The sequence below is a fragment of the Bacillus sp. FSL K6-2971 genome (assembly GCF_038006405.1).
GTDB lineage: Bacteria > Bacillota > Bacilli > Bacillales > Bacillaceae > Bacillus > Bacillus pumilus.
Map to the genome: position 1 here is coordinate 2,220,185 of NZ_JBBOVD010000001.1, position 24,133 is coordinate 2,244,317.

Sequence of the window (24,133 nt, forward strand, 5' to 3'; positions counted from 1 at the left end):
TATCCTTAATATATATGTTATTTGTTCTTTAGTCAATATAAATTATATGTTATTTGTATTTTTATAATAAGAAAAAGAACGCTTTGACGCGTTCCCCTACTTTGTAATCCCCTCAATTATTACCTTTTTGCCTTTATTATCTGGTGTATCTAGGTTCAAGTTGGTATCAGGTTCATCTGTACGTGTTATTAAAACTGTTTTCGTGCCTACAGTCACTCCTATAAATGTTGTATCGAAGATTGTTCGTTTGATAAAAGAATCAAATATATTTATTGAATATTCATCATTTGCTGGGTTGGTTGTTACACTGTAATCTCCTTTAATTTCATGTTTAATTATATCCGAATTAGCTAGTTGAGCATCAGTGAAAATCTTTTTCTTACCCGACTTAACATCATTAATGTGCTTTTCTCTATTCAGGTTACCATAACCAAATGCACTTAAATGCTCAGTTCTAGTCATTGTTTTTTGATTAACTGTTAATTTCAAACGTTCAGTTGTTTGACCCAATTGATCTAGTATGATACCCAATTTGTATTTACCAACATATTTAAATCCTTCTGCTTTTTCAAATAAATTAATGATTTCTTCATCAGTAAGATTTATTAAATGCTCTATTGTAATATTATTCTGTCGCTGGTCTGGAAGGTATCTTATTAATTTATCCCCCTTGATCACAATGATAGTTTCCACGATACTCGATCTTCCAGGATTTGAACTAGTTCTTAACCATACTTTATGTTTGGTCAGCATATCACTCATTAACACAGTCTTAACTTTTTCTTCTTTTGGTTTAGACTTGCTTTCCTCAGGCTCCTCTTTTGTGCTGCTTGCAGTACCACATCCAGTTAAAAAAACAATAACTATCAAAATGATCATTGACATAATAGCCTTTTTGCTCTTAATATTCATTTCTATTCCTCCACATAATTTAAGCCTCTAAAGTTAAATGTTACCAAGAGCATTATAGACTTTTTTACTATGCATATCAATATTTAATTTAAATTTAGCAACAGGTTTTAATTAAACTGCCACATCCCCTTTGATTAACGGATGATGATTATAATCAACAACTTCAAAGTCTTCTAGAGTATACTCAAAAATTGATACAGGCTTCCGTTTAACATTAAGCTTTGGTGCCTGATATGGAGATCTGGCCAGTTGTTCTTTAACTTGATCCAGATGATTGTGATAAATATGAGCTACACCGATTGTATGTTTCATGATACCTGGCTTTAGATCACATTGTTGTGCAATCATGGTCAATAGTGTTGCATATGAGGCGATGTTAACTGGCACACCTAGAAACATGTCTCCTGAACGTTGATAGTGATACATATGAAGATAATCACCTTCTACATAGAATTGAACAACGGTACTGTGACAACATGGCAAGGCAGTATCTTCCCATTGCATCTCTGGAGCGTTCCATCCAGTGAATAAAATACGTCTGCCTGTTGGGTTGTTTTTAATCTGATCAATCACATACTTAATTTGATTAAAAATGTTTCCTCGGCCATCTTCCCACCTAGTCCACTGCTTACCATAGATATTTGGTAGCTGCCCAGCTTCATCCGCCCATTCCTTCCAAAACTTGATCCCATACTTCTCTTCTAATTCTTTATTTGAAGTTGAACCGCTTAAAAACCATAGCAGCTCACCAAAGACACCTCTAGTAAACATTTTCTTAGTTGTAACCAATGGAAACCCTTCAGACAAATTAAACTCCATTGTCTCTCCGAAAAGGCTTCTCATGCCCGTTTCCGTTCTGTCTCCTGAGTCATGACCAAATGTATAGATTTTTTGTAATAATTTCAAATATTCTTTTTCCAATATAAACCTCCATATTGTATAATTAAAGTAAAAGGGGGCGATTTAGCAGTGTATGCTCAAGTCAATTTTGATAAACAATTTTATCAACATACAATTATTAGCGATAATGTCCAAGTTCAAAGCAACCTATGGAAAAGGAACCTTCTAAGCGTAAGCACACATAAATCAAATGATATTAAGTATACTTTTCTTTTGATGAATCCTAGTGCTGCCGTATATGACAAGTCTGACAGAACAGTAAATAAAGTAATAAAAGATGCACACAATGACGGTGCTGGTATAGTTGATGTTGTAAACATCTTTCCCTTTTATGAAACAGATTCGAAAAAGCTGGGCAAAGTTATGTCTAAAATCAATGAAGCCCAACTAAATACAATTACAGAGGAAAACCTCAGAGTAATTAAAAGGTCAATCGAGTCAAGCGTGAAAAGCGGAGGCAAAGTTATTTGCGGATGGGGGAATCGTCCAACCAAACTAAATAAAAGCAACTTGCGAATATATTGTAGCAACTTAGAGTTTATAAAAAGTATCCTTAGCAGTTATTCAGAAATACTACTTTGCTACAGAACTAATATTACTGGAATGCCTTCTCATCCACTCTACAACTACAATGATTTTAGACGATACACACTCATATAAGAGAGGTCTTCCTCTCTTAGTTTATTTCTGTAAGTTTCTCAATTCTCTCCGCAACATCATCGCTACCTATTTTCTTCAACAAAGCGGTAGCATTTTTAATACCCTCTAATGCCCCATCCCCAATTGAATCAAATTCTTTAATCATGTTATCTAATGTTTTCATTTTCATCTCAGGATCATCCATGAGTTCATATAATTGCTTCTGTTTCTCGATTTTCGCTAATGAATTATATATCGCATCAACTTTTATCAAGCTCCCTCACTCTTTTCCTTAAATATTTCCTTAGACTTAATTCTGCTGCAAAACTCATCAAAATTATTGCAGAAGGGATTGTCAAAGCATAGTGAACAACCTTTAAACAAGGTAGTAGTGCAAAAAACACTGATACTATAATACAAACACATATTGTTCTGTTCTCTAATTTCACTAGTTCCTCTAGTTTGTTTGCCATTAAAACTCTTCCTTTTTATATTCATTTATCACCGATTCTGCCATTCTTTTTTCGATCACACGTCTTCGCTTTTTTATATCTTTTTTAAAGTTTTTCTTACTTTGTTTTTCTCCACGTGTGGCCAGAGTCCATGTTCCTACAGCTTCCATTGATTCAATTTTTGAGATTCTATCAATCATGTATAACATGTCCTTTCATTATAAAAGTCTTCTTTTATTGGAAATCCTGTTGTTCCGATGGATATCATTACCTTTAATTTCGTTCATTTGATATAATCAAATTATTAATACTATTCATAAAAAGGCGGTAGATCAGATGAAAGTTGCAAGAGTTATCACTGAGAAGAACAATATTGAAGGTACTATCTACGAAGCAGGTTTTGACGAGAAAAGTCACTTTAACTATCTCTATGAACCAGAAAAGAAAATACTTCATATATACGATGATAGATCGTACTTTAGTACCAGTGCCGTAAACTCAGTTAATGAAATTGTTGCTGAGATTGACAAAATCATCACAGGAGAGGTCAAGGGATTAAACAAATTCACTCAAAATTTCATCTCTCTTTTTTCTAAGCAGGAGCCTGCAAAAATTATTATCTATACTGAAGCTGGAGACCTTGGAGGATCAGGTACAAATAACTTCGGTGACCCGTTACGCATACAAGCCTATGACCTACAAAATAAAGATTACACAGGATACACGAAAGACGAACTTCATCCCAACTTTGCGTATATTCATTCAGTTGTAGAACCAAACTAAACAAATCACTTGGCTGTGATACCCCACAGTATAAAATCTTCAGAAATCACACCATGCACGCAGCCAAGTGTTACTCTTATTTAGTACCCGTTGATCCATGTCCTCCACGATCATCGTTACCTAGATGATCTACTTCAATTAATTCAACCTCTGGCATTTTCTCAATGATTCTAAATTGACAGATACGCTCACCTTTCTTAATTTCTGTGTCTCGTAGAGCGTAAGCTGGGAAGAACCAGAAATCATTGTCTCCTTTGAATGATTCATCAATAACTCCTTTGGAGTTTGTTTGAATGATCCCAAAGTGTTTAAAAGTGCTTCCCCGTGGGACAACGTGTGCTTCATATCCTTCTGGTAGCTCCATCGCAACTCCTAATGGAATAAGTTTAAATTCTTCTTTTCCCATTACAACATCTTCTGCTGCACGAAGATCAATCCAATCTCCTTTTTCGATTTTACTGATTCTTGTTAGTGTCTCGTCTAGATATTTGATTTTAATTTGCATTATGCTGTGTCATTCCTTTGTGATATTTGTTATTTATCTTTTCTTATTTCGAATCTTTTTACGTTTTCTCCACTCATCCCCGAATTCCTTATATTCTTTATTGACTTTAAATTTTACATAGAGTTCATCCAATGGTGGATGTCCTTCTCCACCAAAATCATTCAAATCGAATTTCCTGCCTTCACTTAGTGCAATTAGCTTTTCTTGGCTTCCGTCTTTTTGTTCCCACACTAAGAAAGCATCGAGTTTAGATTGAGAAACTAAATAAAATAATCTCTCAAATGTAGTTTCTCTCTCTATACCCAGACTGTTCATTATTGTCTCTGTATAAAACATGTTTTCTGCTAGATAGTCTATATTCTCATTGATTAAATCATCGATTAGCCACCTATCCATTACTGACTTCTTTTGTAATATATCCATAGCAATTGCGGCACTTGTATTTAATCTCGTCATCCATACTTCCCCAAGACTCAACCAAATATATATTTTCATGAGGACATACAGCGTTTAATTGCTTTCTGATCTCATTCTTAATAGTCCCTAGATTGCTTATTTCTTTTTCAATGGCTGTGAGTTGATTCTTTAGTTCTTCATGAGTTTTCTTCTGATTCATACTTCTTTTACAACTCCTCATACTTTTTACGCTCATTCTTCTCTTTAGATTTTCTTTCCATCGTTGCATTCACAGCTGTAGCAATTCCTTGAACGCCTCCTAGAAACCATCCAAGTAGAAAGATAATAGCTCCTCCCACAACATTTCAACCCCCTCTCATATTTCAATAAAATTACCATTTCATACAGATCGAATACAGCTTTTTTGACCCCAATTAGATTCTTTTATTAATTCAAATTTCCAAAGACAAAATCCTCATCTTTAAGTGATTCGACTGTTGCTTTCTTATACCCATTCCCCTTACCTGAAAAGAAGTCATGTGACTTTGTTTTTGTATCGAGTCCGTTCAATACAATTGGGTTGATCTCTTCCACGTCAAACATTCCATCAAATCCAAGAGTGTTTAATGCTTTATTTCCGTTATACCTAATAAACTTTTTCACATCTGCAGTCAATCCTACTGCATCATATACATCAAAGGTGTACTCAACTTCATTGGCATATAATTCTTGCAATAAATCTACTGCAAAATTATAGAATTCTTTCTGTGTTGTCACATCTTGTTCGTTGTAAATTTCTTGTGCAAGCATACCGATGTATGCACCATGAATCGCTTCGTCTCTAATAATGAGGTTAATAATTTCTCCTGAGTTCATAAGTTTACCTTGACCATAAAAATAGAGTGGGTAATAGAATCCACTATAGAACAAGAAGCTCTCTAGAAATACAGAAGCAACCATTGCTTTAAAGAGGGAAAAGTCATCATCCTTTTTAATATTGTTGTAGATGTCGACAATGATAAGTGCCTTTTTTTGCAGATGTTTATTATTTTTAACCCATTCGAACACTTCTCTGATTTTTTCTGTTGGTGCTAAAGTTAAGAAAATATTGGAGTATGACTTTGCGTGTACTGCATTCTCCATCATGCCCATGAAACTTAAAACTGCTTTTCTTTGATGACCTTTCACATGTTCTGAAATAGAAGGCATTCCTGTGTTTCCTTGTTCAGTATCAAGTAATGTTAAACCACCTAAAACTTTCATATATGTATCCTGTTCATTAGCTTTAAGCATATTCCACGCTAACAAATCACCTTGTAAGGAGATCTCTTCAGGAAGCCAGAACTGCTTCACATTTTGGTTGTAAAACATTTGTGTAAAATCGTCTTCGTGTTTTGACCAATCTGCAGCTGTGTAATTTGTCAATTTATCGTCCTCCTTATTTGCGTAAAAATCCCCAAAGTTCTATCCAAAAATCACTAAACTCTTGTTTTAGAGCGCCTTTGCTAACTGATATGCCATTCCTAGACATTTCGTCCCAATAAGAGAGAAGATTAAAAACACAAAGTGGAATGCAAAATACTATGAATACAATCTTTAAAAGGACTAGACGCATTTATCTGCCTCCCCCACTATTTCACGCATCTTCTCAACCGTGGTTACTCTGAAAGTTACATCATCTTTTCCATACATTTCGCAATAGACGACCCAATCACGGAAAAGATCGTTCATATATTCAAGGTCGCCTCTTCCGTACAGCTCACCGTTTAGAAAGCACGCATATCTCATTCTGTTACTCCTTTTACGAATAAATGTTAAAGCCAGTAATTGGATCCTTATATTGATTACACAAACAATATGAGGTGATAAAAAATGCTAGATTTATTATTAAATTCAATCGAAGCAATGACTAACTATTTACCGTTTGAAGATTTATTCAGTTGGCTACTAGAAAAACTTCTTAGGATATTAATAAAGTATTTCTTCAAAAAACTAAGAAGAAGAATTAAACAACGCAGCTAAGGCAACCCTCTTGTGTTGTATCCTTAGTTCTTGCATAGTAAAGAGTCTTGATTCCTTTGTGATGTGCGTACAAATCAATTCTATTCAAATCTCGTGTTGTCATAGTGTCTTTGAGGAATAATGTAAATGAGATTCCTTGGTCAACATGGGTTTGAATAGTTGAAATTAAGTCAATAACCTTGAACATATCCATGTCATAAGCTTCTTTATATAAGAACCAATTGTTCGGAGACAGTCCAGGCATAGGATAATAAGTCTTACTGTTTCCGTAGGTTCTTTCCTCAATTCTCTCCATGATAGGCATTACACCTGCGGTAGATGACTGTACATATGAGATGCTTCCAGTAGGTGCTACAGCTTGTCTGTAACTGTGATAGAGTCCATATGTCTGTACATCACTCTTTAATTGTTTCCAATCTTCAATTGAAGGGATATGCTGCTCCTTAAACAGTTTCGCTACCTTCTCAAGCTTCGGTGAATAATCAATGTTTAGATACTTATCAAAAAAACTTCCTGATTTATACGTAGATCCTTCAAACATGTAATATGTTTCTCCAGTTTCCTTAGCGATTTCCATTGAACGCTTCAGAGAATAAAAATTGACCATCATAAAATATGTATTAGCAAAATCAATCGCTGCTTCTGATTCATAGGGGATACCATTTTGAGCAAGATATCCATGTAGATTCATCTGTCCCAATCCAATTGATTTCATTGTTTTGTTTGCCTTATTAACTGCTGGAGCATTAACAATATTAGTTGCATCAGTGATCCTTGTAAGAGCGTCTACTGCTGTTCTAACTGTCTTCTCGATTGATTGATTATTCATGACATTCAGGATGTTCATTGAGCCTAGATTACATGAAATATCCAAACCAATTTCATCTTCTTGATCGTAGTCTGTATACTTTGATACTTTAGAGGACTCAAGCACCTCGCTACAAAGATTGGAAAATTTAACCTGAGAAATATGGTTATTCGCATGAACCTTGTTTACATTATCTTGGAACATAATATATGGATAACCTGATTCGTATCTAAGGATGGCCAGTTTCTCAAGAAGTTTTCGAGCACTCCCCTTAGTTTTTCTTACATTTGGGTTTTCTACAAGCTCATCATACATTTCATTGATATTCATCTCGTCTAAATGTTGCCCGTATTCTTTATAGACCGTATGAGGATAGAACATATAGTAATCTTTATCTTCTCTAGCAAGCTCGATAAATTTATCTGGAACAACTACTCCAATGGATAACGTTTTAGCTCTTACATCTTCATCTGCTGATATTTTTTTCGTATCTAAGAAATCATTAATATCAGGATGAAATACTGTTAAATATGTTGCTCCGCTCCCTTGTCTTTGCAGACTATTCAGGTATGTTCGCTATTCACACCCCGTCAATTGACTGCTCCGTGTTACCACGAAGATTAGACTATATCTTCATCCTATTAAGGATGCCTCCTGTTTCGACTGCCAATCGCTTGCAGCCTACGCCTTTCGGCTAGTCGTTGCACGTTCAAGACGTTTGATCCAAGTGTTTCCACCTGTGTCTATAACAAATTTTTGTAATGATTGATTCGCTAGCGTATGTATGTAATTTTTTCAGTTCTTTAATGGTAATGCCCTGTTTATATTGATGAAGTATCTCTTTTGCTTGTGCATTTGTTATTTTTGCGTTAGGGCTGTCTTCTCCCTTTCTTAGCAAACCGTGCTTGGATGCATGTTCAGCATTTCCCTTTACAGTTACCCATTCCAAGTTAGATATATCTGGATTAGCTTTATTACCATCTAAATGGTTTACAACGGGCAAATTCTTAGGGTTATCAATGAAGTATTCTGCCACTAGCCTATGCACTCTTTTTTCTTTACGAATACCATCTACAAACATTGTTGCTTTGACGTAACCATCTGAATCTATTTTAGTCTTAAGAACTGTATTATTCTTTAGTTTAACCACTCGACTTTTATTAGTAATTCCATACCCTGCATATTCTTTAAGGGGTTTGCAAATCTCTCCTTCCTCAGGAATATACGGCAACTGAGTTTTCCTTAAGCCCATAGCTATTACTCTGTGATTAATTGTCTCTCTAGATACACCCAGACTATTGCCGATTTCTTTTGCAGTCATAGAGTGGTAATGCTTGCGAATAAAATCTTCATCAACTTCTAATTTGTTATGCGGTTGTCTTGCTTCGCTCATGATTGTCCTCCTTTGACTTTTGTACCCCAATCGCCAAGAAGGAGTTCCCATGAATTAAAGAGGTTTTTCAAACGCCATTACTGACGAAAGGGGCCAATTTAACCCATCTGATCTGCATATCTGAAGGCATTATCTAAAAGTTTCATAACACCTACTACACCTTTAGTAGAGTTATCAATGTCTTTAATTGACTCTCCTTTAGCTCTAATCTTACTTAAATTGAGTGCTACTCCACCGCCTAATTTTGAAAGCTGCATGGAAATATCAATCGCTCTAGAGATGTCATTCAAGCTATCTCCGACTTCAATTAAGAAGCAGCTAACCATTTCACCTCTACGTTTTCTCCCAGCATTCATAAATGTAGGAGTGGCTGGCTGATACTCTTGCTTAATCATGGATTCAACATATCTTAGAGCTTTATCAGTATTTCCCTTTGCCAAAAACAAAGCAACAATTGAGATACGATCTTCATATCGTTCTAAGATTTTCATTTTATCGTTGGTCTTAAGTGCATAGTCGTTGTAAAACTTAAACGCACTCATGAATGATGGGAATCTAAACTTAAAACTGTAAGCAAACTTGAATACCTTTTTGATATCCTCTTTGCTGTATAGACTTAAAAATTCTTCTTCGTAATAATCATGTTCCTTTAAATAATCCAATTTCTCCTCAAGATCATGAAAGAAAACCATATTCTGATTCACATAATCAATAAAGTAGCTCTTTACAGCTTCCTTGTCTTTTTCAAATTGAAACTTTCCTTCCTTCTGAATCATGATCTCGTTATTTAATTGAATCCACTTAGGAATATTGTTTGCGCTGATTGTCAATAAATTTAACCTCCTGTAAAAACTTAGCTACATCAGAATCTGTGCCAGCTAATTCGAACTTGAGCAAAATTGGAACTCTGTATTGGTTTGCTATTTTATCTGCAGCTAGTCCAAAATTATTGCCCCAATTCTTATTACCACTTGAACAAATTCCTCTTAGTTTTTCTTTGTTATTATGTATGAATATCTGAGTCAACTTGGGCACCTCGCCAAAACCGATTGTGTATGTAATATGTATGAATGGTTCAGTTATCATCGTATCCTCAGTTATTTCCTTGACGTTTAAATACTTGTTATTTGTAATTTTATCAACGAATCGTTGAACGTTTCCTGTCAAAGTATCATATGTGATTAACATTAAAGATTATTTTTACCTGCTAACAATTGAGCTGTTAACATTTCTGCACGGTTAGTTGCATTATGACCCGCATTCGCTTCTTCTAGATTAATCTGCCCCATATCTTCATAGCCCCTAGCCATTCGATCATAGAAACTGGTATCCTCAAGCTTCTCCACCTCAAAGTAATACGGTAAATGATTTTCTGGCACAAGATTCTTTTCCCCAAATTCATTAACTGATAGGACATCTCCAGGTTCTACGGTGTACGATGTACCGTCTGGATTATGAATAGTTGACGCTGTTTCAACTACTTCAAGATCTACCAGATGTCTGCTATGTACATATGGCTTTTTTAATTTCTTTACAGCTCCCATTGTATTTCCCCCAATTTTTATTTATATGAAACTGTGATTTTATAGTAAATCTCCATCAGTAAGCAATACCATTTCTTCATCGTTAGTCATATCTTCTAGCACCTCTTTAAGTGACACCAAATTTTTGTCTTCTCCTGGTGCTCTCCCATATCTCATAGCAGCATAAAGCGCACCAACTTCAGTCAATTCATTAGCTAAATCCCCTTCATCAGCAGCAGAATCCTTTGTATAAAGTTCCATAGCCTTTTCTTTTGTATTTGCTTTAATTAATGCATAATAAGGGTTACTCACTTCAAAAAATTTCATATATATTCCTCCATTTTTATAATTAAATTTAAAATCAAATCAACATCTTGTATTCTATCAAGATTACTGTATACTATATTTAGTTAAATAGAACATACTTTCCCACGATAGGCGGTGATTTCCTTGGCAAAGTCTAGCAGCAGAAGAGTTTCATCTTCAAAGCTTGCAACTAAAGCTTCTAAAGTACTTAATTCTAAATCTTCAAGTAAGACAGCTAAGAGTTTAGCTGGATCAGTTCTCTCTCAAGCAAAGGCTAAAAGAAAGTAAAGCTGTTTTGAGATATTTGGGTTGGGAGATGACTAAAGTCATCTTCATACCTTTATATCGCCTTACCAGTTACTTAATTTCTCTCACTTCATGTGGAACTCCACTTTCTTCTTGAGCATATACAGCATCATTGTGAGCCTCAAGAGCGTCATCATAAGTATTAACGAGTGTTCCCATACAATAAAGCCCGAATTTTTTATTCATTTTCATCATCCTCTTTTTTTATTTTTGTGAACCTGTCTATCTCTTTTCCATCAACAACTACTTTTCCGAAGAACATCTCTTTAGGTCTTGCCCATAGAGTACCGTCCATATCGTGGTAAACAGCAAGCTCTTCTTCTGTTTCTGTATGAATGACTTCTCCAACGAGCTTATAGGTTCCACCCTTATAGTGTTTAAAGTCACACATGATATGATCAAATGTTTCTATTTGATTCTCCTCCTTATGCTTCCTCTATATTTAACACAAGTGCATTTTTATATGGATCTAGTTGAATCTCGTCACTTGTTTCTTCCCCATCAATCCAAAAGCTAACTGGTGTATCTCCGAAAAAATCAAGTTGATCTTGTAGCGCTTTAATTACATCACTTACTTTGGGTTTACTTAGCTTTCCTTTATATTCGTCATAGGCCATTTAGAATTTCCTCCTTTTCTCATTGAAATCATCCTTTTATTTCATGATGTATATTTTTTCAAGTCCAATGTCATTATTTTTGGAAAGACAATCAGTTTTAAATTATTTTCTTTTATTTGTGCAATATATTGTTGGGGCAATTCTTTATGAAAAACATCTGCGTTACTTATTCCATCATCCCCTATTTTAAATACATAATATATTTGCTCACCGTTTAATTCCATGTCATCAAATTCAATTCTGTCCCTCAAGCGAAAAGCTAAGTAACTATCTAAAGGCGCATTGAAATTACTACAAAAGTCACTGAGCATGTACTCGTTAACTAAATGATATGCCTGACTATATATGTCCAAAATGAATATCGTATTCTTCTCCAACTAATTAGTCCCTTCTTTGTTGTATAAAATAAAACTTTTAATTAAATAATTCCCCACCTTTAAATAAGGTTTGTTTGGTCTCCCATAAGTTACAACGGTCTTTTTTACCATCATTCTTTCTTCCCTCTACAATATCTTGGAGTATTTGACCAAGTTGCTGCTTTTGATCGTCAGATGTATACTTATCCATGTCTTCAATATTGATTAACCAGTATTTATTATTCATTCCAACCCCCTAAATGTATGTAATTTGTATTTTATTTTGATAAAACTGTAGTAGGCAGCAGAAAACCAACCAGGTATCCTGCTAAGAATGCAGCTAATGACCATTTAATTAATGTTAACCAGAATTTCTTATCAAACTTACTCAACTATCACACCTGCCTTTTTAAGCTTGTCAATGACTTCATCTACACCTTTCTTAACAATCGTAGACGCTTCATTTTGCATTGTCTCGTATGGATAAGGTTGAAGACAAAGTTCATCTAAGATATCAATAACTCCCTGTGAAGACTTCTTTGAGATTATTAGATTGAAAGTAATATTATCCTTCAGTCGTTTACATAAATACCAACGTGTTTTGGCATGATCAGTAAATCCAAGTTTTCTCATCTTATCTTCTTCTAAAATATTAAACTTCATTCTTCATGCTCCATGTCCAAATCCATATAATTTAACTGGCATGTTTTTCACCTCTTTCATTCTCTATAAAACTTGAATTTTATTTAAATACTTCTCCCAGGATAGCAAGTACAAACATTCCAATTCACAGTTTGCACGCTTTTTAAAAATTTGTTTTTATGTTAAACCCACTTGTTCTAAAAACTGTTTTCCTTTTTTAATTGCTTCAGAACGAGTAGAGCCCTCCATTAATCCAAAAGGAGCTTCCGCATCCTTTACGGTAAGTTTTTGCCCGCAGGTGGTTTCAACAGTTGTGTAGTATGCAGAGTGCAGTTCCTTACAACCTTCTTTCATAAAATTCATTCTCTTAGTTCCCACTTTTCCTGTAAATTTAACTTTTGACATTCAACTCTCTCCCTTTTCCGTTAGTTTTAATCTTTATATGGCTTAATATGATCAATCCCAAGTGCTTTTAAGGTTTTCTTTACATTCATCCCCTCACATTTCTCACGAATACTCTTTCCCAAATCATCAGCGCATTTACTGCAGCAATTGAACTCAATTCTGTCTTCCATGCTTTTTGCATTTTCTTCTGTTAATCTTAAACATAAGGGGTATTTCTCAACCCCTTCGTTACAAATCTCGCATATGTAGTCCATTGTTTCTCCTTAGGTGTTACATTGATTATATATGTAATTTGTATTTTGTTCAATACTTTTTGTATGTTATTTTTAATTTATTGTGATCCTATGTTCTTCTTTATTTCCTCTAATAATACCCATGACTTAGTAATCCTAGGCTCAATTAATTTCCATGTTTCATGGTCAATTGAAGCTGCTTCTTCCAAAGTCGTATGTATATAATCCAGATTGCTATGTACGACCTCCAATTCATCTACTATTCTCGCTTTTTCTCGTTCTCTCAGAATTGTTTCACCGCCTTAATGCAATGGAATATGGTACGTCCAACTGTCTATAAACTTATTATCGTATGTACGTTCTTGTATCTCACAGGTGAATCCTTTCCTGCGTCTAACAAACACTTCTGCTTTTACTTTGGTATCAAACTTCTTTGGAACTCTTGTTCCGTTCCATAATACTCTAAAATAATTCTCTATCTACTCCACTAACCCTTCTTCTAAAGTTTTTCTTTGTTGAACTAATTCGCCAAACCATTTTCGATCTGTTGTGTCTAATGCTAGATCAATGAGTGAATTTACCTCAGCAGTTTTAATCTTTCTAAATTCTTTATCTTCATATGTAAGTAATGATTCATCAAACTCTTGGGCGTACATAAGCCCATTCACTTCAACCTTATATTTGATTACCCACAATTCTTTGCCTTTTTCAATTGATACATGGCGTGTTGCCTTAACAACTTTACCAACAACACCTCTTGATGAAATCAGAACACTCTGTCCAATTTTAAATTTCATTCCTTTCTTCCTCTCTAGTGGATTAGATTATTCTTATCAACAATTTGCATTTTAGGATGCCCGCCAAGTGACACAATCATATTCTCAAGGTGTTCAATTCTATTGTTCAACTCGTAACACTGCTGCATGTAGAACTGTTTTGTCTTAGATACAAAGCCTTCCTCTTGTTTATATCCATCTGCTAGACCAGTACCAATTACAGCAGGTATTAGATCGATTAAATCATCTTTACTAAAGCTATGTATGTATTCTTCTACAGTCATTTCCTTAACCAACGTATGCAGTATTTTGTTAACTTGCTCATTTTGTTTAACGTAAATCGCATGGTTTCTTAAATCAATATGTATGACCTTCAATGAATTGACTTGTTCTAGGATACTCTTCATTTTCCTATACCAAGTTTTTTCATGTCTTCAATAATTAAATTAATGCCTTCTTGATATGTATTACTCATCGAATTCATCGCTTCAATTTCTTTTGCCAAGAACTCAATGTACTTTTTCGGATTAACGTTTTTCCCTTCAGCTAGTGCTTTCCTATAATCTTCAATACTTTTTTTAAACTCTGAAATCATATGTTCGTATTTGTTCATATTTCACCTTCCTATCCAATGTATGTAATTTATGTTATTGTATTACGATTCATATCAATGTGGTTCTTAATCCACTGTACTGAGGGGTTATAATATTGCTCTGGGCATTCTTCATTCCACTCAAAACCTATGTAATTTCTACCTGTGTTAATACAAGCAATAGCAATAGTACCCGCTCCACTGCAATTGTCTAATACTAGTTGATTTTGGTTTGAAAATGTTTTGATAATTCTTTCATATAACTCAATCGGTTTTTGTGTTGGGTGAAATTTTCTTGGATCATCATTATTCATTACAGGAATCTTCCAAACGCTGGTTGGGTATCTATCAGTTTGGCCACCACCTGCAATTCCTTGCTTAGTTTTACCGTAATTTGTTCCATCGTTTGTATGTTTTGTATATGTATTAGCTGGTTTATGCCCAGTTGTTTTCTGGGGATTATATGTAGGCAATTTTTTATAGAATACTAGAATTTCTTCATGGGATCTCAACGGCATTCTTTTAGCGTTAAGAAATCCGCTGCTCTTACTCTTTTCCCATACCAAAGAATATCTGAACAGTTTCAAATTGCTTGATACCAAAGAACTTGTAAAAGGTTGTGCTGCTGTTAATACAATTGCACCATTATCTTTAATAATTCGTTCATATTGATCCCACAATGGCTTAAATGGAATAATTTCACCCCATTTACATTTAGTTGTCCCATAAGGTAAGTCACATAAAATCATGTCAATTGATTTGTCAGGAATTAGCTTCATACCCTCTAGGCAATCCATTTGATAAATTCTATTTTTCTGTATAGTAATGTTCCGCTCACTAACTTTCACTTAATCTCTCCCTCTTTTTCAAATATTCTCTTTAAAAGAGATATTTTAAAGCAATTTAAATCCAATTTCTGGCCAATTCTTAACACGGACAAATCTGTTATCATTTTCATTATGAGGAGCATCAAACACTATGCCCACACCTTCAAATGTCTCTAAATTATGTATTCCATCATCAATCATGTAATCAGCTTTGATTATCTTTTTATTTCCACATAGAACAACATGGTCATATGATATAAATGGAAAGTGTTCCTGCAGCCATTCTAATTTAGCTTTTAATGATTCTGGATGTGCTGTTGCAGTAGTAACAACAAACACCTCGTAGAAATCACATAAATTCTTAACAACTCTCTGACTGTCTTTCTTAACTGATAAACCGTTAAAAAAGTCATACGTTAAATGCCTAAACACATCATTGTTTGTATTCACATAATCTAGGATGTTCCAAGACTTTATGTTTTCACATTTTAAAGTAGGATCATCATGTTCGTTTATTGCTTTTACCCAAGCTGGTAAGAAATCTGCTAGTACATCATCCATATCAATTGCAATTACTTTTCTTTTCATGAGCCTTCCTCACTGACCAAGTAGATAATGTCCTCAACAATTTCATCGCTGTCATAAATCTCTGTATCAAACGAATATGTATGTAATTTTGACTTTGGTATCACTTCATTATAGAGTTCCACAATTGGTTCAATGTCTTTCGTGTTAACCTGATCATCTCCTCTGCTAAGAATCCTTTCTTTAATTACTTCAGGTCTTGCATACAGATAGATTAACTTGGCCTTACTCAGTAATTTGTTCTCGATATTGCTTACTTGCCCATGTGTGAGCTTTGTATTACCAGGGAATTTGGTTGCATAAACAAGGTTGGAATATATGTATCTATCAATGATCAAGTTGTCGTGTTCTGTTAGCCCAAAGCAATAATCAAATAGGCTATCTTGACTTCTATTTGCTAATTCAAATGATGAACCCCGTTGTACCTTGTAATCTAACTTTTTTGACAACTGCTTTGCCACTGTCGATTTGTAGCAGCAATCACATCCTTCTAAAATGATTATCATTTATCATCCTCCTGTTTTGTTACTTTGTGAAACCCCATAACTTCATATGAGCCGTCACTATACTGAACTTCGATTTGCGAATATCTTGCGTTAACTGTCACTACTTTTGCAACTTCTTTATTGTGATTGACTGTAACAATGTCTTTTACCTCAAACATGACTTCACCCCCTTAATTGAGCTAATTCATCTCTGTCGTAAATCTCCACCAAGTTATATTCATCATCAGCAACTCCATATTGATTGTTCTTATGTACTTCCACTACTGTGCCTTCCCCGTATAAAGTAAGAACTCTTTGTCCTAAAGTAAGCTTGCTCAATCAAGTCACTCTCTTCTTTATGTATTATTTTTGATTTCTTTGACAATCAATGTTTTTCTCCCAAACTCTCTAGCCTTTTGAAGATTTTCAATGAAGACATCCAATCTATTTCCTTTTATGTCTCCACCTCTATCCTGACATACTCTTAAGCCGACATTTTCTATGTATAGTTTTGTTCCAAATTCCATATATGGTGGGCAAGCAATTGTAACACCGTGCCTTGTAGTTACACCGCTTGCAGTTGTACCATATTCAGATTGCCCTGGATGCTTTCCTGTGCTTTCGTATCCATTGGTGTAAGCTGTAACAACCATTTTGCGTGTTTGACTCTTTTGTTCCACCGCATTCTTTGCTTCTTGGACATTTTTATCTCCTTTCTTCTTTTTTACATTTTTCACTTTCTCTGGAACTGGTTCAACTTTAACCTTCAGATATTTCTTTTGTAACTTCTTAATTGTTTCTTTTTTGCTTTCTTGTTTAGGCAAGGGAGCATGAAGCTCGATATGCCTCATTGGCAAATCCTCAACCAACCTTGTCCTGCTTACCTTTTCATTCGGTCTGTCTCTAATTAAACTCATTTCCATCTTAATAAACGAGAATGTTAGTAGCCACCCTGTTAAAATTATCAAGACCTTCGAGTTAACTTTATAATATATGTTATTTGTAGTTTTGTCTACAAGTTTTTTGATAATTCTCATCACTCCTTTATGCAATACATTCTACTTCTTTCTTATCTGCCCAAGTTGTATTAGTGATTTCTAGATCCACAACTACAGGTACCTGCATCCATTCTACATCTTCCATAATTCTCTTAATGTGAGGGAAAATCCATTCCTCTCCTTTATAAATTAGAAATTGTAATTCGTCATGAATATTAGCTAGTGGCAATGATTTGCAATTATTTTTTCTTAAAAATTCCCCTATCTTTATTACATATGCTTTTAACATATCAGCGCATGAACCTTGCACAAGATAGTTTCCAACCTTATATGCCTTTTCTCTATTACTCAGAAAGTAAACACGTCCATACATGTTGGTGGCATGCTTATCCTTCTGTACCTTTTTAGCAACTTGCTTTTGGTAATGAGATACCTCAGGGAATGTGTTTGACCACCCTGATACTAACGCATTTGCAATTTCCATAGAAACTTCCAGAGCTTCAGAAGCCTTGGCTGCTCCTCCGCCATAGTTCCTCATAAAATTAAACATTTTCCCTATGTATCTCCAAAACTTTTTAAATGATTTTTCATCAACTGGAGAATCTGACTTATGTATGTATTGTTTATATTTCTCTACGCACTCAAACGCTAATGCGATGAGCGTATTGTGAGATGTCTCGCTATGAACATCAGTAGGAGTCCAACTTACCCCGTCCTCTAAAAGCCATACAGAGCTACCGTCTTCTTTCTTTTCAGACCATCTTATCCTGTCCTCTTTTCTTGTAAAACTATACTCTTCGCCTGTTAAATAGTGACTGCATTTAAAAGGCATATAAGCTCTACAAAGGTTTAAATCAGGTCTATTTAGTAGAACCGTATAGTTTGCTTGGGCTCGTAATTCTATTTGCGATAAGTCAAAGTATGCAATTTGATCATAATCCCCTCCCTCTACAATAAAAGCTCTTCTTGGGGAGAAAATTTCAAAACTTGAGGGGGCTTTACCTTCACCATGTTCTTTTTCATATTTTTCTCCTTCTTCTGTCAGGATTCTCTCTTTAGGAAACTGCTGTGCATCGGAACCTAATCGACCAGATACGGTGTTGAATTGTCCATATTGAGTATAAAAATGCTCATCATATTGAGCTACTTCTATGATTCTAGATATATATGTAGACTGCCATTTCTCTAATCTTCTTAGCCGAGTAATTAGTTGGGATAGCCTATCATCTTTGTGCTTTTTTAAAAACGCTTTATCTGTAGTAGGAGGTCTTTCTCCTAACTTTTTTTCAAAATAATCCTGTATAACAGATGCCTGTGAAGCTGTAAAATTTTCTCCGACGATACTCCAAAGTTCTTCGTAATGACTTTGTATCTCATCTTCGCATTTTTTGAAACATTCGTTTAAGTAAGGCATATCAACCTTCATGCCCACTCGTTCCATTCTCAGTAATTCCATAATCAACTTATTTTCGTGCTCAAGTATCGCTTTCTGTTTTCGTTTTAAAACTGTAGGATAAGTCATTTCCACTATTTCCAGAGTGTAAATTCCATCACTATGGACATATTCCATCATTATATCCCTGTCAACTTCTGAATAATTAGCAAAAGGATTTTCTTTTAACCAATTACGATATAGCTTTTCTATTTCGGCAGGAATAGTAATCCATCGCTGCTTCCTTTCGGTTGTAAATTGATCCATATCATTTCTCTTTTTTACTTTGTATGCATCTTTAATTTTTCCAATACCCCAGCCAATGTCTTTGTATGGCTTTAACAATTCTTTTAAAAGATTTCTTTTTTGATCATTTATTCTTCTTAATTCTTTTTTGACTTCTTTTTCAAATTCTGCTGCTCGAGGATCAATATATTTTTCGGAGACTTTCTTTAACCCCAACATATCTCCACCATCTCTAGCTGAAACAGCATCAAATGTAAGTCTGCATAATCCCATAGTGTCTGTAACATTGGCTAAATTAAATACCTCTTCTTCTTCAACTCCACCATTAATCAACATATGCAAATCATATTTCACGTTGTGCCCAACAGTCATAGTGCATTTCTTAGTCAATTGTAATACTTGATAAAGTATTTCTTTATTAGAGTTAAAAGCAAAACTTCTACCCTCTAATCCTTCTTTCCTTTTCTCCTTTGGTAGCTTGTAAGCAAATACCCACATAAAAGGCTTATCGTTGATAATATGCAACCCTGTAGTTTCAGAATCAATCACGCATAATCTAGGTTGGTCTTCATCAAAAAGATTTTTGATTTCTTCAAAATCCTCTATCCAGTGTTTTTCATATTTTTTAGTCACTTCTGTTTCGAGTTTTGGATTTATGATCAAGAGCATTCCTCCTTTCTAAAAAAGAAATCTATGTACCACTTCCAAGTCAACGATTTCAATGTACGGTTTATTTTCACTAGATAACTTGCATTTTCCTATACAGGCCAAGACATAACTTTCACTTTCATCTGTTAACTGGGGGAACTCGTTTTTATAAAATTGTTTTTTAAACTCCACTTGATTTGATCTTATTTTCAGAGTAGTTGTTCTTTTTTTAAGTATCTCTATTTCATTTTTATTCACATGGATATCAGTGATAGCAACTAAAGGCTCTTCTAATTTGTATCCCCATAACTCTCTTTGATTGCCAATCTCTAAGATAAAATCTTCTTTGAGAAGTTTAAATGGGATTTCAAAATCGACATCAAGAACTGTCTTGTGTTCAATATCTTTTAACAAATCGTTAAGCGCCGAATTAATTTTTTTAAAACTATTCTTTTTGATACAAAATCCTGCTGCATTAGCATGTCCTTCAACGAATTCAAATAGACCAGTCCCCACCAACAGCTCTTTAAAGTTTTTAACTTCCCCTTTATCATATCCTCTTATCGACCCTGTTAAAAACTCAGCTTTTTCTGCATCCCTAGCAAGTAAAACTGGTCGTTTAAACGTATCAGCAAGTTTATTTGCGACTAAACCTGTTAAGTTTTTTTCAAGAATACCTTCTATATATACAGAGAGTATCTTGTTTTCTAACAAATTTTCTTGGCGTATCTTTTGGACAATTTCATCAGTTGCTTTATCAACTAATCTCTTTTGTTTATTCTTTAAATTGGTTAAAATTCTTACAGTATCATCTTGAATTGAAATTGACTCTTCAACTGCAGATCCACGCTTCTTATAAAGAACCTTTTCTCTTGAACCTAGGAATGATTTGATTAACTGGTCTTTCTCTTTTTTTGAACCTACTCTAATCGCAGCATTAATAAGCGGATTAATATAGAATTGTGTATTCTGAATTGTTTTAACACCATTTGTCGAAAACTCTTGCTTTTTAAACAGCTTTTTCAAAAATGGATTTTTAATACCCTCTAACCCTTTTGATATGTAATATCTTGTTTCTAAACATCTTGAATCTGCAGAATCAGCAATATTGCCAATCGCAACTAAGTCAAGCATCTCTTCAGCATAGTTTTTTCCGAGTTTATCATCAAGAGCTTGACACACTTTGTAAGCCATTCCAGCCCCCGTTAAAGACTTGTTTAAATAATTTGGTGAAAGCTGGTTATTAACAACAATTGCATGTGGGGGCTCAACCTCACATTCATGATGATCGATAACCAATATGTCACAACCTCTTTCTTTAAGCTCCTTATGGATTTCGTATTGATTGGAACCTGCATCTGGAATTATTACTAAATCCGTATTGTCTGGCACTGTATCAAGAATAACTCCGTGCTCTTTCCCTTCATGCATCCTGTATGTTATTTTTGATTTTGGAAACATTTTCTTTATGTACTTCATTAAAATTACAGAAGAAGTTATCCCGTCAGTATCACTATCAATTTGGATAAAAATATCACTGCCATTTTTCAAATGATCTAATAGCAATTCAGAAGCCTTATTTATGTTACATAATGAAGAATAAGGTTGCTCGTAGACTGCTGATGGGTTTAAAACAGAACCCATCTCAGAACTATAAATTCCCCTATTACTTAAAATAGTTTTGATGATATCCTGCTCAAAATCATTATTTCCAATTACCTTATACTCCAACTCTTCACCTCTATGTAATCTTATATTTACTTGAGTAAAGTTTATTCAAAACTTCTTCTCCTTGATCTGTGGGGGACTCTTTGTCCTTTAGTAAACCTTCAGTATCATATGCGCCATATTTAACTCTTCCTCTAAGCTTATTCGCTTCAGCAAGTACAAAATCTGATGGCTTATCTTTATCAAAAGCAAATACATAAGTTATATTTAAACCTAAAGCTTTCAACAGATTTATTTGGTCATCTGACAGAGAGTCTCCCTCTACAGAAACACAGTTTTTATATCCCCACTGCGTCAAAAACATTGTCGTTTTAGCACCTTCAACAATAATCACTTCTTGTTTTTCTTTTATGTACGGCAGAGCTCGATGATAATTAAACAACTCAATTGATTTATTGCATGGAACAATATAAAGATATTTATACTTTTCTTCAATTTTTGAATCTTGTCCACAATAGCGTCCTTTAACTCCGATTAATTGACCTGCAGCATTATGTATTGGAAAGGTCACTCTTTCTGATCTAATATCCAATCCAATTTGGAAGTACTTTTGAGTACTTATACGCAACCCACTTCTAAACCAGTCTAAATATGGCAGTATTCCATATTGGTTTTCATACGAGACTTCAATTATTTTATTCTCTATAGTATGAGGCGTTTCACTCCTTTTGTTTTTAAGACCAGTTAACCATTTATTTAAATTTGGTCTTTGTTCTTTTAAAGTGGTTTTGTAAAACTCATCTATGTATTCTAAATATCCATACTTCTTACATATCCAAAACTTACTTTTATTTAATGATTTTACTCTCTCTTCATCTGATTGAGCCTCAAATACTATGTATGAAATAACATCATAAATATCCCCTGATATACCCTTCGATCTAATATTTGCTGTCAACGTAGGCGAATTTTTAATTTGCACACTTCTTTCATTATCGCCATCTGGTAAGCCAGCAACAATTAGCTTCCCTTTTTGCTCATTTTGGATATTCCAACAACCTAAATCAGTTAATAGTTCTTTAATTAGATTGTCATTGAAAATTCGTTCCTTAATTGCCTTGAGTTCAGACATTCGACATCTTCCTTTTAGTGCGTTCCAATACGAGGCACTTGGACTAATGCAACTTCTTTAAATGTGTTTATTCCATAACTAACCTCATATAAGATTTGCTCTTCTTCACTCCCAAAACGATTTTTAGCTAGAAATAAAACTAAGTATGTCTTTTTAGGATCAAGTTTGTAATCCTCTTTGTAATATGTACCATCGAACTCATCTTTTTTGTAATTGTAAGGGTGCAATATGTATGGACTGTTTTTACCGTTAGCTGTTTTAGCTCCTGGGTATTCATCGTCATAAAGCAGTCTTCCCATCATTACAACCGCAGCTACTTCATTTATCTCCATACTCTTCCCTGTTGCGTCTAAATCCAAAAACCTTGATTCTTTACCCAATTTTAGTTGGACGGTTGCCAGAGTCCCGACATTCTGGTTATCTTCTTTGATTAGGTCGTGTAACTCTTGTGCTGAATCAGAAAACGCCTCCCATCGAGCTTTATCTTTTGAAGACCTATCTGGTTTAAAGGTGTCAATTATTAATTTTTTGTATCCTTTAGGTCTGTATAATTCAACTCTACTCAAAACATCTTCAATTCTATATTTCTTTAATTCAAGTGTTTTAATAAGACCTTGCCCTTTTTCAACTGCCCACGCTTTAGCATTGTTGAGTTTTTGAAGAGTATCTTTATCAAATTTTCCCTCGAACATTTTCTCTCTATTTAGAGGTGTCTTTAATATCTTAGAACAAATAGTAGCTAATAGAAGCGATCTCCATTTCTTTACACTCTCTTCGTTAATGGCCAAGATTGCTTTTTCTTGATTTTCAAATAAAGAAAGTATAAATTTCTCCATTGCAATCGAACTTTTCCCGACTCCAGAAGCTAATACAAGATAATATAGAGAACCATCCTTCCATCCTTTTATTTTCCTACTAAGTCTTGGTGAATCATGTAGGGGAATTCCCATAGACTCACCCGAATCTAGGTCTTCAATCGTTTCATCTAAATCATCAACTAAATCGTGCTCAATTACTTCTCCAGCGTTAACATGCGCAAACATTTCCTTATGCTTGAATTGAATATACAACTGCAGTTGCTTTAAATTCATTCGAGTTAATTTAATTACTTGTTCTTCATTTCCAACATCAATCAGGCCTACAGATTGCATATTTCTGAGTACTTCAAATTTTTGAATCTCAGATAAGTGATATTCCTCATTATGAGTATCTTTTTGACACTCCTTCATTATTTCTTCTATCGTTTGAAATGCTCCGAAATCGTTATATGCGTCAATGTAGCTTTTTTTGTTTTTTTCTTTTGGTCTGGAGACAACAAATGAGTATACGGTTTTATCATCAAAGTCACGAATACCGTTATCAAACATTTGAAGACCAACAGTGTAGTAAAAATACCATGTATGTTCTGTGAAACTTTTGTTTGTTATTTTATGTGTCTTATACCTTTGATACAATGAAGGGTTACTCCAAAGATACCCTACAAATAAAGCTTCATGCACCTGCGAAGGATCCACGAATTCAGCTAAATGTTTTCCCATCAAACCCT

At 34.4% G+C, this 24,133-nt stretch carries 36 protein-coding genes and 2 pseudogenes; 2 read left to right on the forward strand and 36 right to left on the reverse strand.

What is annotated here, in order from left to right; all coding sequences use genetic code 11:
• Positions 1-96: 96 nt before the first annotated feature.
• Positions 97-912 (reverse strand): hypothetical protein, encoded by an 816-nt coding sequence (locus tag MHI33_RS11540; RefSeq protein WP_340911332.1) that lies wholly within the window; start codon positions 910-912, stop codon positions 97-99.
• 111 nt (positions 913-1,023) lie between these two features.
• Positions 1,024-1,836: a thymidylate synthase gene (locus MHI33_RS11545; protein WP_438498467.1), complete on the reverse strand. Its 813-nt coding sequence runs from the start codon at positions 1,834-1,836 to the stop codon at positions 1,024-1,026.
• A 45-nt stretch (positions 1,837-1,881) separates the two neighbouring features.
• On the opposite strand from MHI33_RS11545, the gene MHI33_RS11550 reads away from it, so the two are divergent.
• A complete protein-coding gene (locus MHI33_RS11550) occupies positions 1,882-2,472 on the forward strand; it encodes a DUF1643 domain-containing protein (protein ID WP_335374477.1) in 591 nt (196 codons plus the stop codon).
• 16 nt (positions 2,473-2,488) lie between these two features.
• Here the strand turns inward: MHI33_RS11550 and MHI33_RS11555 are convergent, their stop codons facing one another.
• The 3 genes from MHI33_RS11555 to MHI33_RS11565 are packed head-to-tail and all read right to left on the reverse strand — an operon-like array spanning position 2,489 to position 3,103.
• A complete protein-coding gene (locus MHI33_RS11555; protein WP_340911342.1) occupies positions 2,489-2,725 on the reverse strand; it encodes a hypothetical protein in 237 nt (78 codons plus the stop codon).
• Positions 2,712-2,924 (reverse strand): hypothetical protein, encoded by a 213-nt coding sequence (locus MHI33_RS11560; RefSeq protein WP_340911345.1) that lies wholly within the window; start codon positions 2,922-2,924, stop codon positions 2,712-2,714. The genes MHI33_RS11555 and MHI33_RS11560 overlap by 14 nt, the downstream gene beginning before the upstream one ends.
• Positions 2,924-3,103 carry a hypothetical protein gene (locus tag MHI33_RS11565; RefSeq protein WP_044141675.1) on the reverse strand — a complete coding sequence of 60 codons (180 nt, stop codon included), beginning with the start codon at positions 3,101-3,103 and terminating at the stop codon, positions 2,924-2,926. Before MHI33_RS11565 ends, MHI33_RS11560 begins: the two co-directional genes overlap by 1 nt.
• Before the next feature lie 136 nt (positions 3,104-3,239).
• On the opposite strand from MHI33_RS11565, the gene MHI33_RS11570 reads away from it, so the two are divergent.
• A complete protein-coding gene (locus tag MHI33_RS11570; RefSeq protein WP_340911347.1) occupies positions 3,240-3,686 on the forward strand; it encodes a hypothetical protein in 447 nt (148 codons plus the stop codon).
• A 76-nt stretch (positions 3,687-3,762) separates the two neighbouring features.
• On the opposite strand, the gene MHI33_RS11575 is transcribed toward MHI33_RS11570, so the two are convergent.
• The 31 genes and pseudogenes from MHI33_RS11575 to MHI33_RS11725 all read right to left on the reverse strand — a co-directional run bounded on the left by MHI33_RS11575 (position 3,763) and on the right by MHI33_RS11725 (position 24,125).
• A complete protein-coding gene (locus MHI33_RS11575) occupies positions 3,763-4,191 on the reverse strand; it encodes a dUTP diphosphatase (protein WP_340911349.1) in 429 nt (142 codons plus the stop codon).
• A 33-nt stretch (positions 4,192-4,224) separates the two neighbouring features.
• Positions 4,225-4,647, reverse strand: coding sequence for a hypothetical protein (locus MHI33_RS11580; RefSeq protein WP_340911352.1), 423 nt, complete (start codon positions 4,645-4,647; stop codon positions 4,225-4,227).
• A 167-nt stretch (positions 4,648-4,814) separates the two neighbouring features.
• Positions 4,815-4,946 (reverse strand): hypothetical protein, encoded by a 132-nt coding sequence (locus MHI33_RS11585; RefSeq protein ID WP_340911355.1) that lies wholly within the window; start codon positions 4,944-4,946, stop codon positions 4,815-4,817.
• A gap of 88 nt (positions 4,947-5,034) precedes the next feature.
• A complete protein-coding gene (gene nrdF / locus MHI33_RS11590) occupies positions 5,035-6,012 on the reverse strand; it encodes a class 1b ribonucleoside-diphosphate reductase subunit beta (RefSeq protein ID WP_340911358.1) in 978 nt (325 codons plus the stop codon).
• Positions 6,013-6,192: 180 nt separating this feature from the next.
• Positions 6,193-6,375, reverse strand: coding sequence for a hypothetical protein (locus MHI33_RS11595; protein WP_340911360.1), 183 nt, complete (start codon positions 6,373-6,375; stop codon positions 6,193-6,195).
• Positions 6,376-6,592: 217 nt separating this feature from the next.
• Positions 6,593-7,972: pseudogene (locus MHI33_RS11600) on the reverse strand (ribonucleoside-diphosphate reductase subunit alpha); the annotation flags it as partial.
• Positions 7,973-8,126: 154 nt separating this feature from the next.
• On the reverse strand, positions 8,127-8,810 hold the full coding sequence (locus MHI33_RS11605) for an HNH endonuclease (protein ID WP_340911363.1): 684 nt from the start codon (positions 8,808-8,810) through the stop codon (positions 8,127-8,129).
• A gap of 101 nt (positions 8,811-8,911) precedes the next feature.
• A pseudogene (locus tag MHI33_RS11610) lies at positions 8,912-9,634 on the reverse strand (ribonucleotide reductase N-terminal alpha domain-containing protein); the annotation flags it as partial.
• Positions 9,612-9,998, reverse strand: a complete 387-nt coding sequence (gene nrdI / locus MHI33_RS11615; protein ID WP_340911366.1) for a class Ib ribonucleoside-diphosphate reductase assembly flavoprotein NrdI — start codon at positions 9,996-9,998, stop codon at positions 9,612-9,614. The gene nrdI and the pseudogene MHI33_RS11610, both read right to left, overlap by 23 nt.
• The gene (locus MHI33_RS11620) at positions 9,998-10,354 is read right to left on the reverse strand and encodes an antitoxin endoai (RefSeq protein ID WP_340911368.1); all 357 of its coding nucleotides are present in this window, start codon (positions 10,352-10,354) and stop codon (positions 9,998-10,000) included. The genes nrdI and MHI33_RS11620 overlap by 1 nt, the downstream gene beginning before the upstream one ends.
• 39 nt (positions 10,355-10,393) lie before the next feature.
• Complete coding sequence (locus tag MHI33_RS11625; protein ID WP_340911371.1) at positions 10,394-10,660, reverse strand: hypothetical protein; 267 nt, start codon at positions 10,658-10,660, stop codon at positions 10,394-10,396.
• Positions 10,661-10,996: 336 nt separating this feature from the next.
• Positions 10,997-11,131 (reverse strand): hypothetical protein, encoded by a 135-nt coding sequence (locus tag MHI33_RS11630; RefSeq protein ID WP_340911373.1) that lies wholly within the window; start codon positions 11,129-11,131, stop codon positions 10,997-10,999.
• Positions 11,124-11,336: a DUF1653 domain-containing protein gene (locus tag MHI33_RS11635; protein WP_340911376.1), complete on the reverse strand. Its 213-nt coding sequence runs from the start codon at positions 11,334-11,336 to the stop codon at positions 11,124-11,126. Before MHI33_RS11635 ends, MHI33_RS11630 begins: the two co-directional genes overlap by 8 nt.
• Positions 11,337-11,370: 34 nt before the next feature.
• Positions 11,371-11,562: a hypothetical protein gene (locus MHI33_RS11640; protein WP_340911378.1), complete on the reverse strand. Its 192-nt coding sequence runs from the start codon at positions 11,560-11,562 to the stop codon at positions 11,371-11,373.
• A gap of 41 nt (positions 11,563-11,603) precedes the next feature.
• Positions 11,604-11,939 (reverse strand): hypothetical protein, encoded by a 336-nt coding sequence (locus MHI33_RS11645; protein ID WP_340911380.1) that lies wholly within the window; start codon positions 11,937-11,939, stop codon positions 11,604-11,606.
• 37 nt (positions 11,940-11,976) lie between these two features.
• A complete protein-coding gene (locus MHI33_RS11650) occupies positions 11,977-12,165 on the reverse strand; it encodes a hypothetical protein (RefSeq protein WP_340911382.1) in 189 nt (62 codons plus the stop codon).
• 137 nt (positions 12,166-12,302) lie between these two features.
• Positions 12,303-12,581 carry a hypothetical protein gene (locus MHI33_RS11655; protein ID WP_340911384.1) on the reverse strand — a complete coding sequence of 93 codons (279 nt, stop codon included), beginning with the start codon at positions 12,579-12,581 and terminating at the stop codon, positions 12,303-12,305.
• A 156-nt stretch (positions 12,582-12,737) separates the two neighbouring features.
• Positions 12,738-12,965 (reverse strand): hypothetical protein, encoded by a 228-nt coding sequence (locus MHI33_RS11660; protein WP_340911387.1) that lies wholly within the window; start codon positions 12,963-12,965, stop codon positions 12,738-12,740.
• Between the two features lie 712 nt (positions 12,966-13,677).
• Positions 13,678-13,995 (reverse strand): hypothetical protein, encoded by a 318-nt coding sequence (locus MHI33_RS11665; protein WP_340911390.1) that lies wholly within the window; start codon positions 13,993-13,995, stop codon positions 13,678-13,680.
• A gap of 14 nt (positions 13,996-14,009) precedes the next feature.
• Entirely contained in the window at positions 14,010-14,381 is a 372-nt protein-coding gene (locus tag MHI33_RS11670; protein ID WP_340911393.1) for a hypothetical protein, read from the reverse strand.
• Positions 14,378-14,587, reverse strand: coding sequence for a hypothetical protein (locus tag MHI33_RS11675; protein WP_340911396.1), 210 nt, complete (start codon positions 14,585-14,587; stop codon positions 14,378-14,380). Before MHI33_RS11675 ends, MHI33_RS11670 begins: the two co-directional genes overlap by 4 nt.
• Before the next feature lie 29 nt (positions 14,588-14,616).
• The gene (locus MHI33_RS11680; RefSeq protein ID WP_340911398.1) at positions 14,617-15,414 is read right to left on the reverse strand and encodes a DNA-methyltransferase; all 798 of its coding nucleotides are present in this window, start codon (positions 15,412-15,414) and stop codon (positions 14,617-14,619) included.
• Between the two features lie 45 nt (positions 15,415-15,459).
• Positions 15,460-15,981, reverse strand: a complete 522-nt coding sequence (locus tag MHI33_RS11685) for a 5' nucleotidase, NT5C type (protein WP_340911400.1) — start codon at positions 15,979-15,981, stop codon at positions 15,460-15,462.
• A complete protein-coding gene (locus MHI33_RS11690) occupies positions 15,978-16,484 on the reverse strand; it encodes a hypothetical protein (protein ID WP_340911401.1) in 507 nt (168 codons plus the stop codon). Before MHI33_RS11690 ends, MHI33_RS11685 begins: the two co-directional genes overlap by 4 nt.
• A complete protein-coding gene (locus tag MHI33_RS11695) occupies positions 16,481-16,642 on the reverse strand; it encodes a hypothetical protein (protein ID WP_340911403.1) in 162 nt (53 codons plus the stop codon). Before MHI33_RS11695 ends, MHI33_RS11690 begins: the two co-directional genes overlap by 4 nt.
• A gap of 4 nt (positions 16,643-16,646) precedes the next feature.
• On the reverse strand, positions 16,647-16,802 hold the full coding sequence (locus tag MHI33_RS11700) for a hypothetical protein (RefSeq protein ID WP_161792794.1): 156 nt from the start codon (positions 16,800-16,802) through the stop codon (positions 16,647-16,649).
• A 17-nt stretch (positions 16,803-16,819) separates the two neighbouring features.
• Positions 16,820-17,500 carry a 3D domain-containing protein gene (locus MHI33_RS11705; RefSeq protein WP_340911407.1) on the reverse strand — a complete coding sequence of 227 codons (681 nt, stop codon included), beginning with the start codon at positions 17,498-17,500 and terminating at the stop codon, positions 16,820-16,822.
• 7 nt (positions 17,501-17,507) lie between these two features.
• The gene (locus MHI33_RS11710) at positions 17,508-19,802 is read right to left on the reverse strand and encodes a DNA polymerase (protein ID WP_340911410.1); all 2,295 of its coding nucleotides are present in this window, start codon (positions 19,800-19,802) and stop codon (positions 17,508-17,510) included.
• Positions 19,803-19,817: 15 nt separating this feature from the next.
• The gene (locus tag MHI33_RS11715) at positions 19,818-21,518 is read right to left on the reverse strand and encodes a DHH family phosphoesterase (protein WP_340911413.1); all 1,701 of its coding nucleotides are present in this window, start codon (positions 21,516-21,518) and stop codon (positions 19,818-19,820) included.
• Between the two features lie 10 nt (positions 21,519-21,528).
• Positions 21,529-22,587 (reverse strand): DNA primase, encoded by a 1,059-nt coding sequence (locus tag MHI33_RS11720; RefSeq protein WP_340911416.1) that lies wholly within the window; start codon positions 22,585-22,587, stop codon positions 21,529-21,531.
• A gap of 14 nt (positions 22,588-22,601) precedes the next feature.
• Positions 22,602-24,125: a replication protein gene (locus MHI33_RS11725; RefSeq protein WP_340911419.1), complete on the reverse strand. Its 1,524-nt coding sequence runs from the start codon at positions 24,123-24,125 to the stop codon at positions 22,602-22,604.
• Between the last annotated feature and the right edge of the window lie 8 nt (positions 24,126-24,133).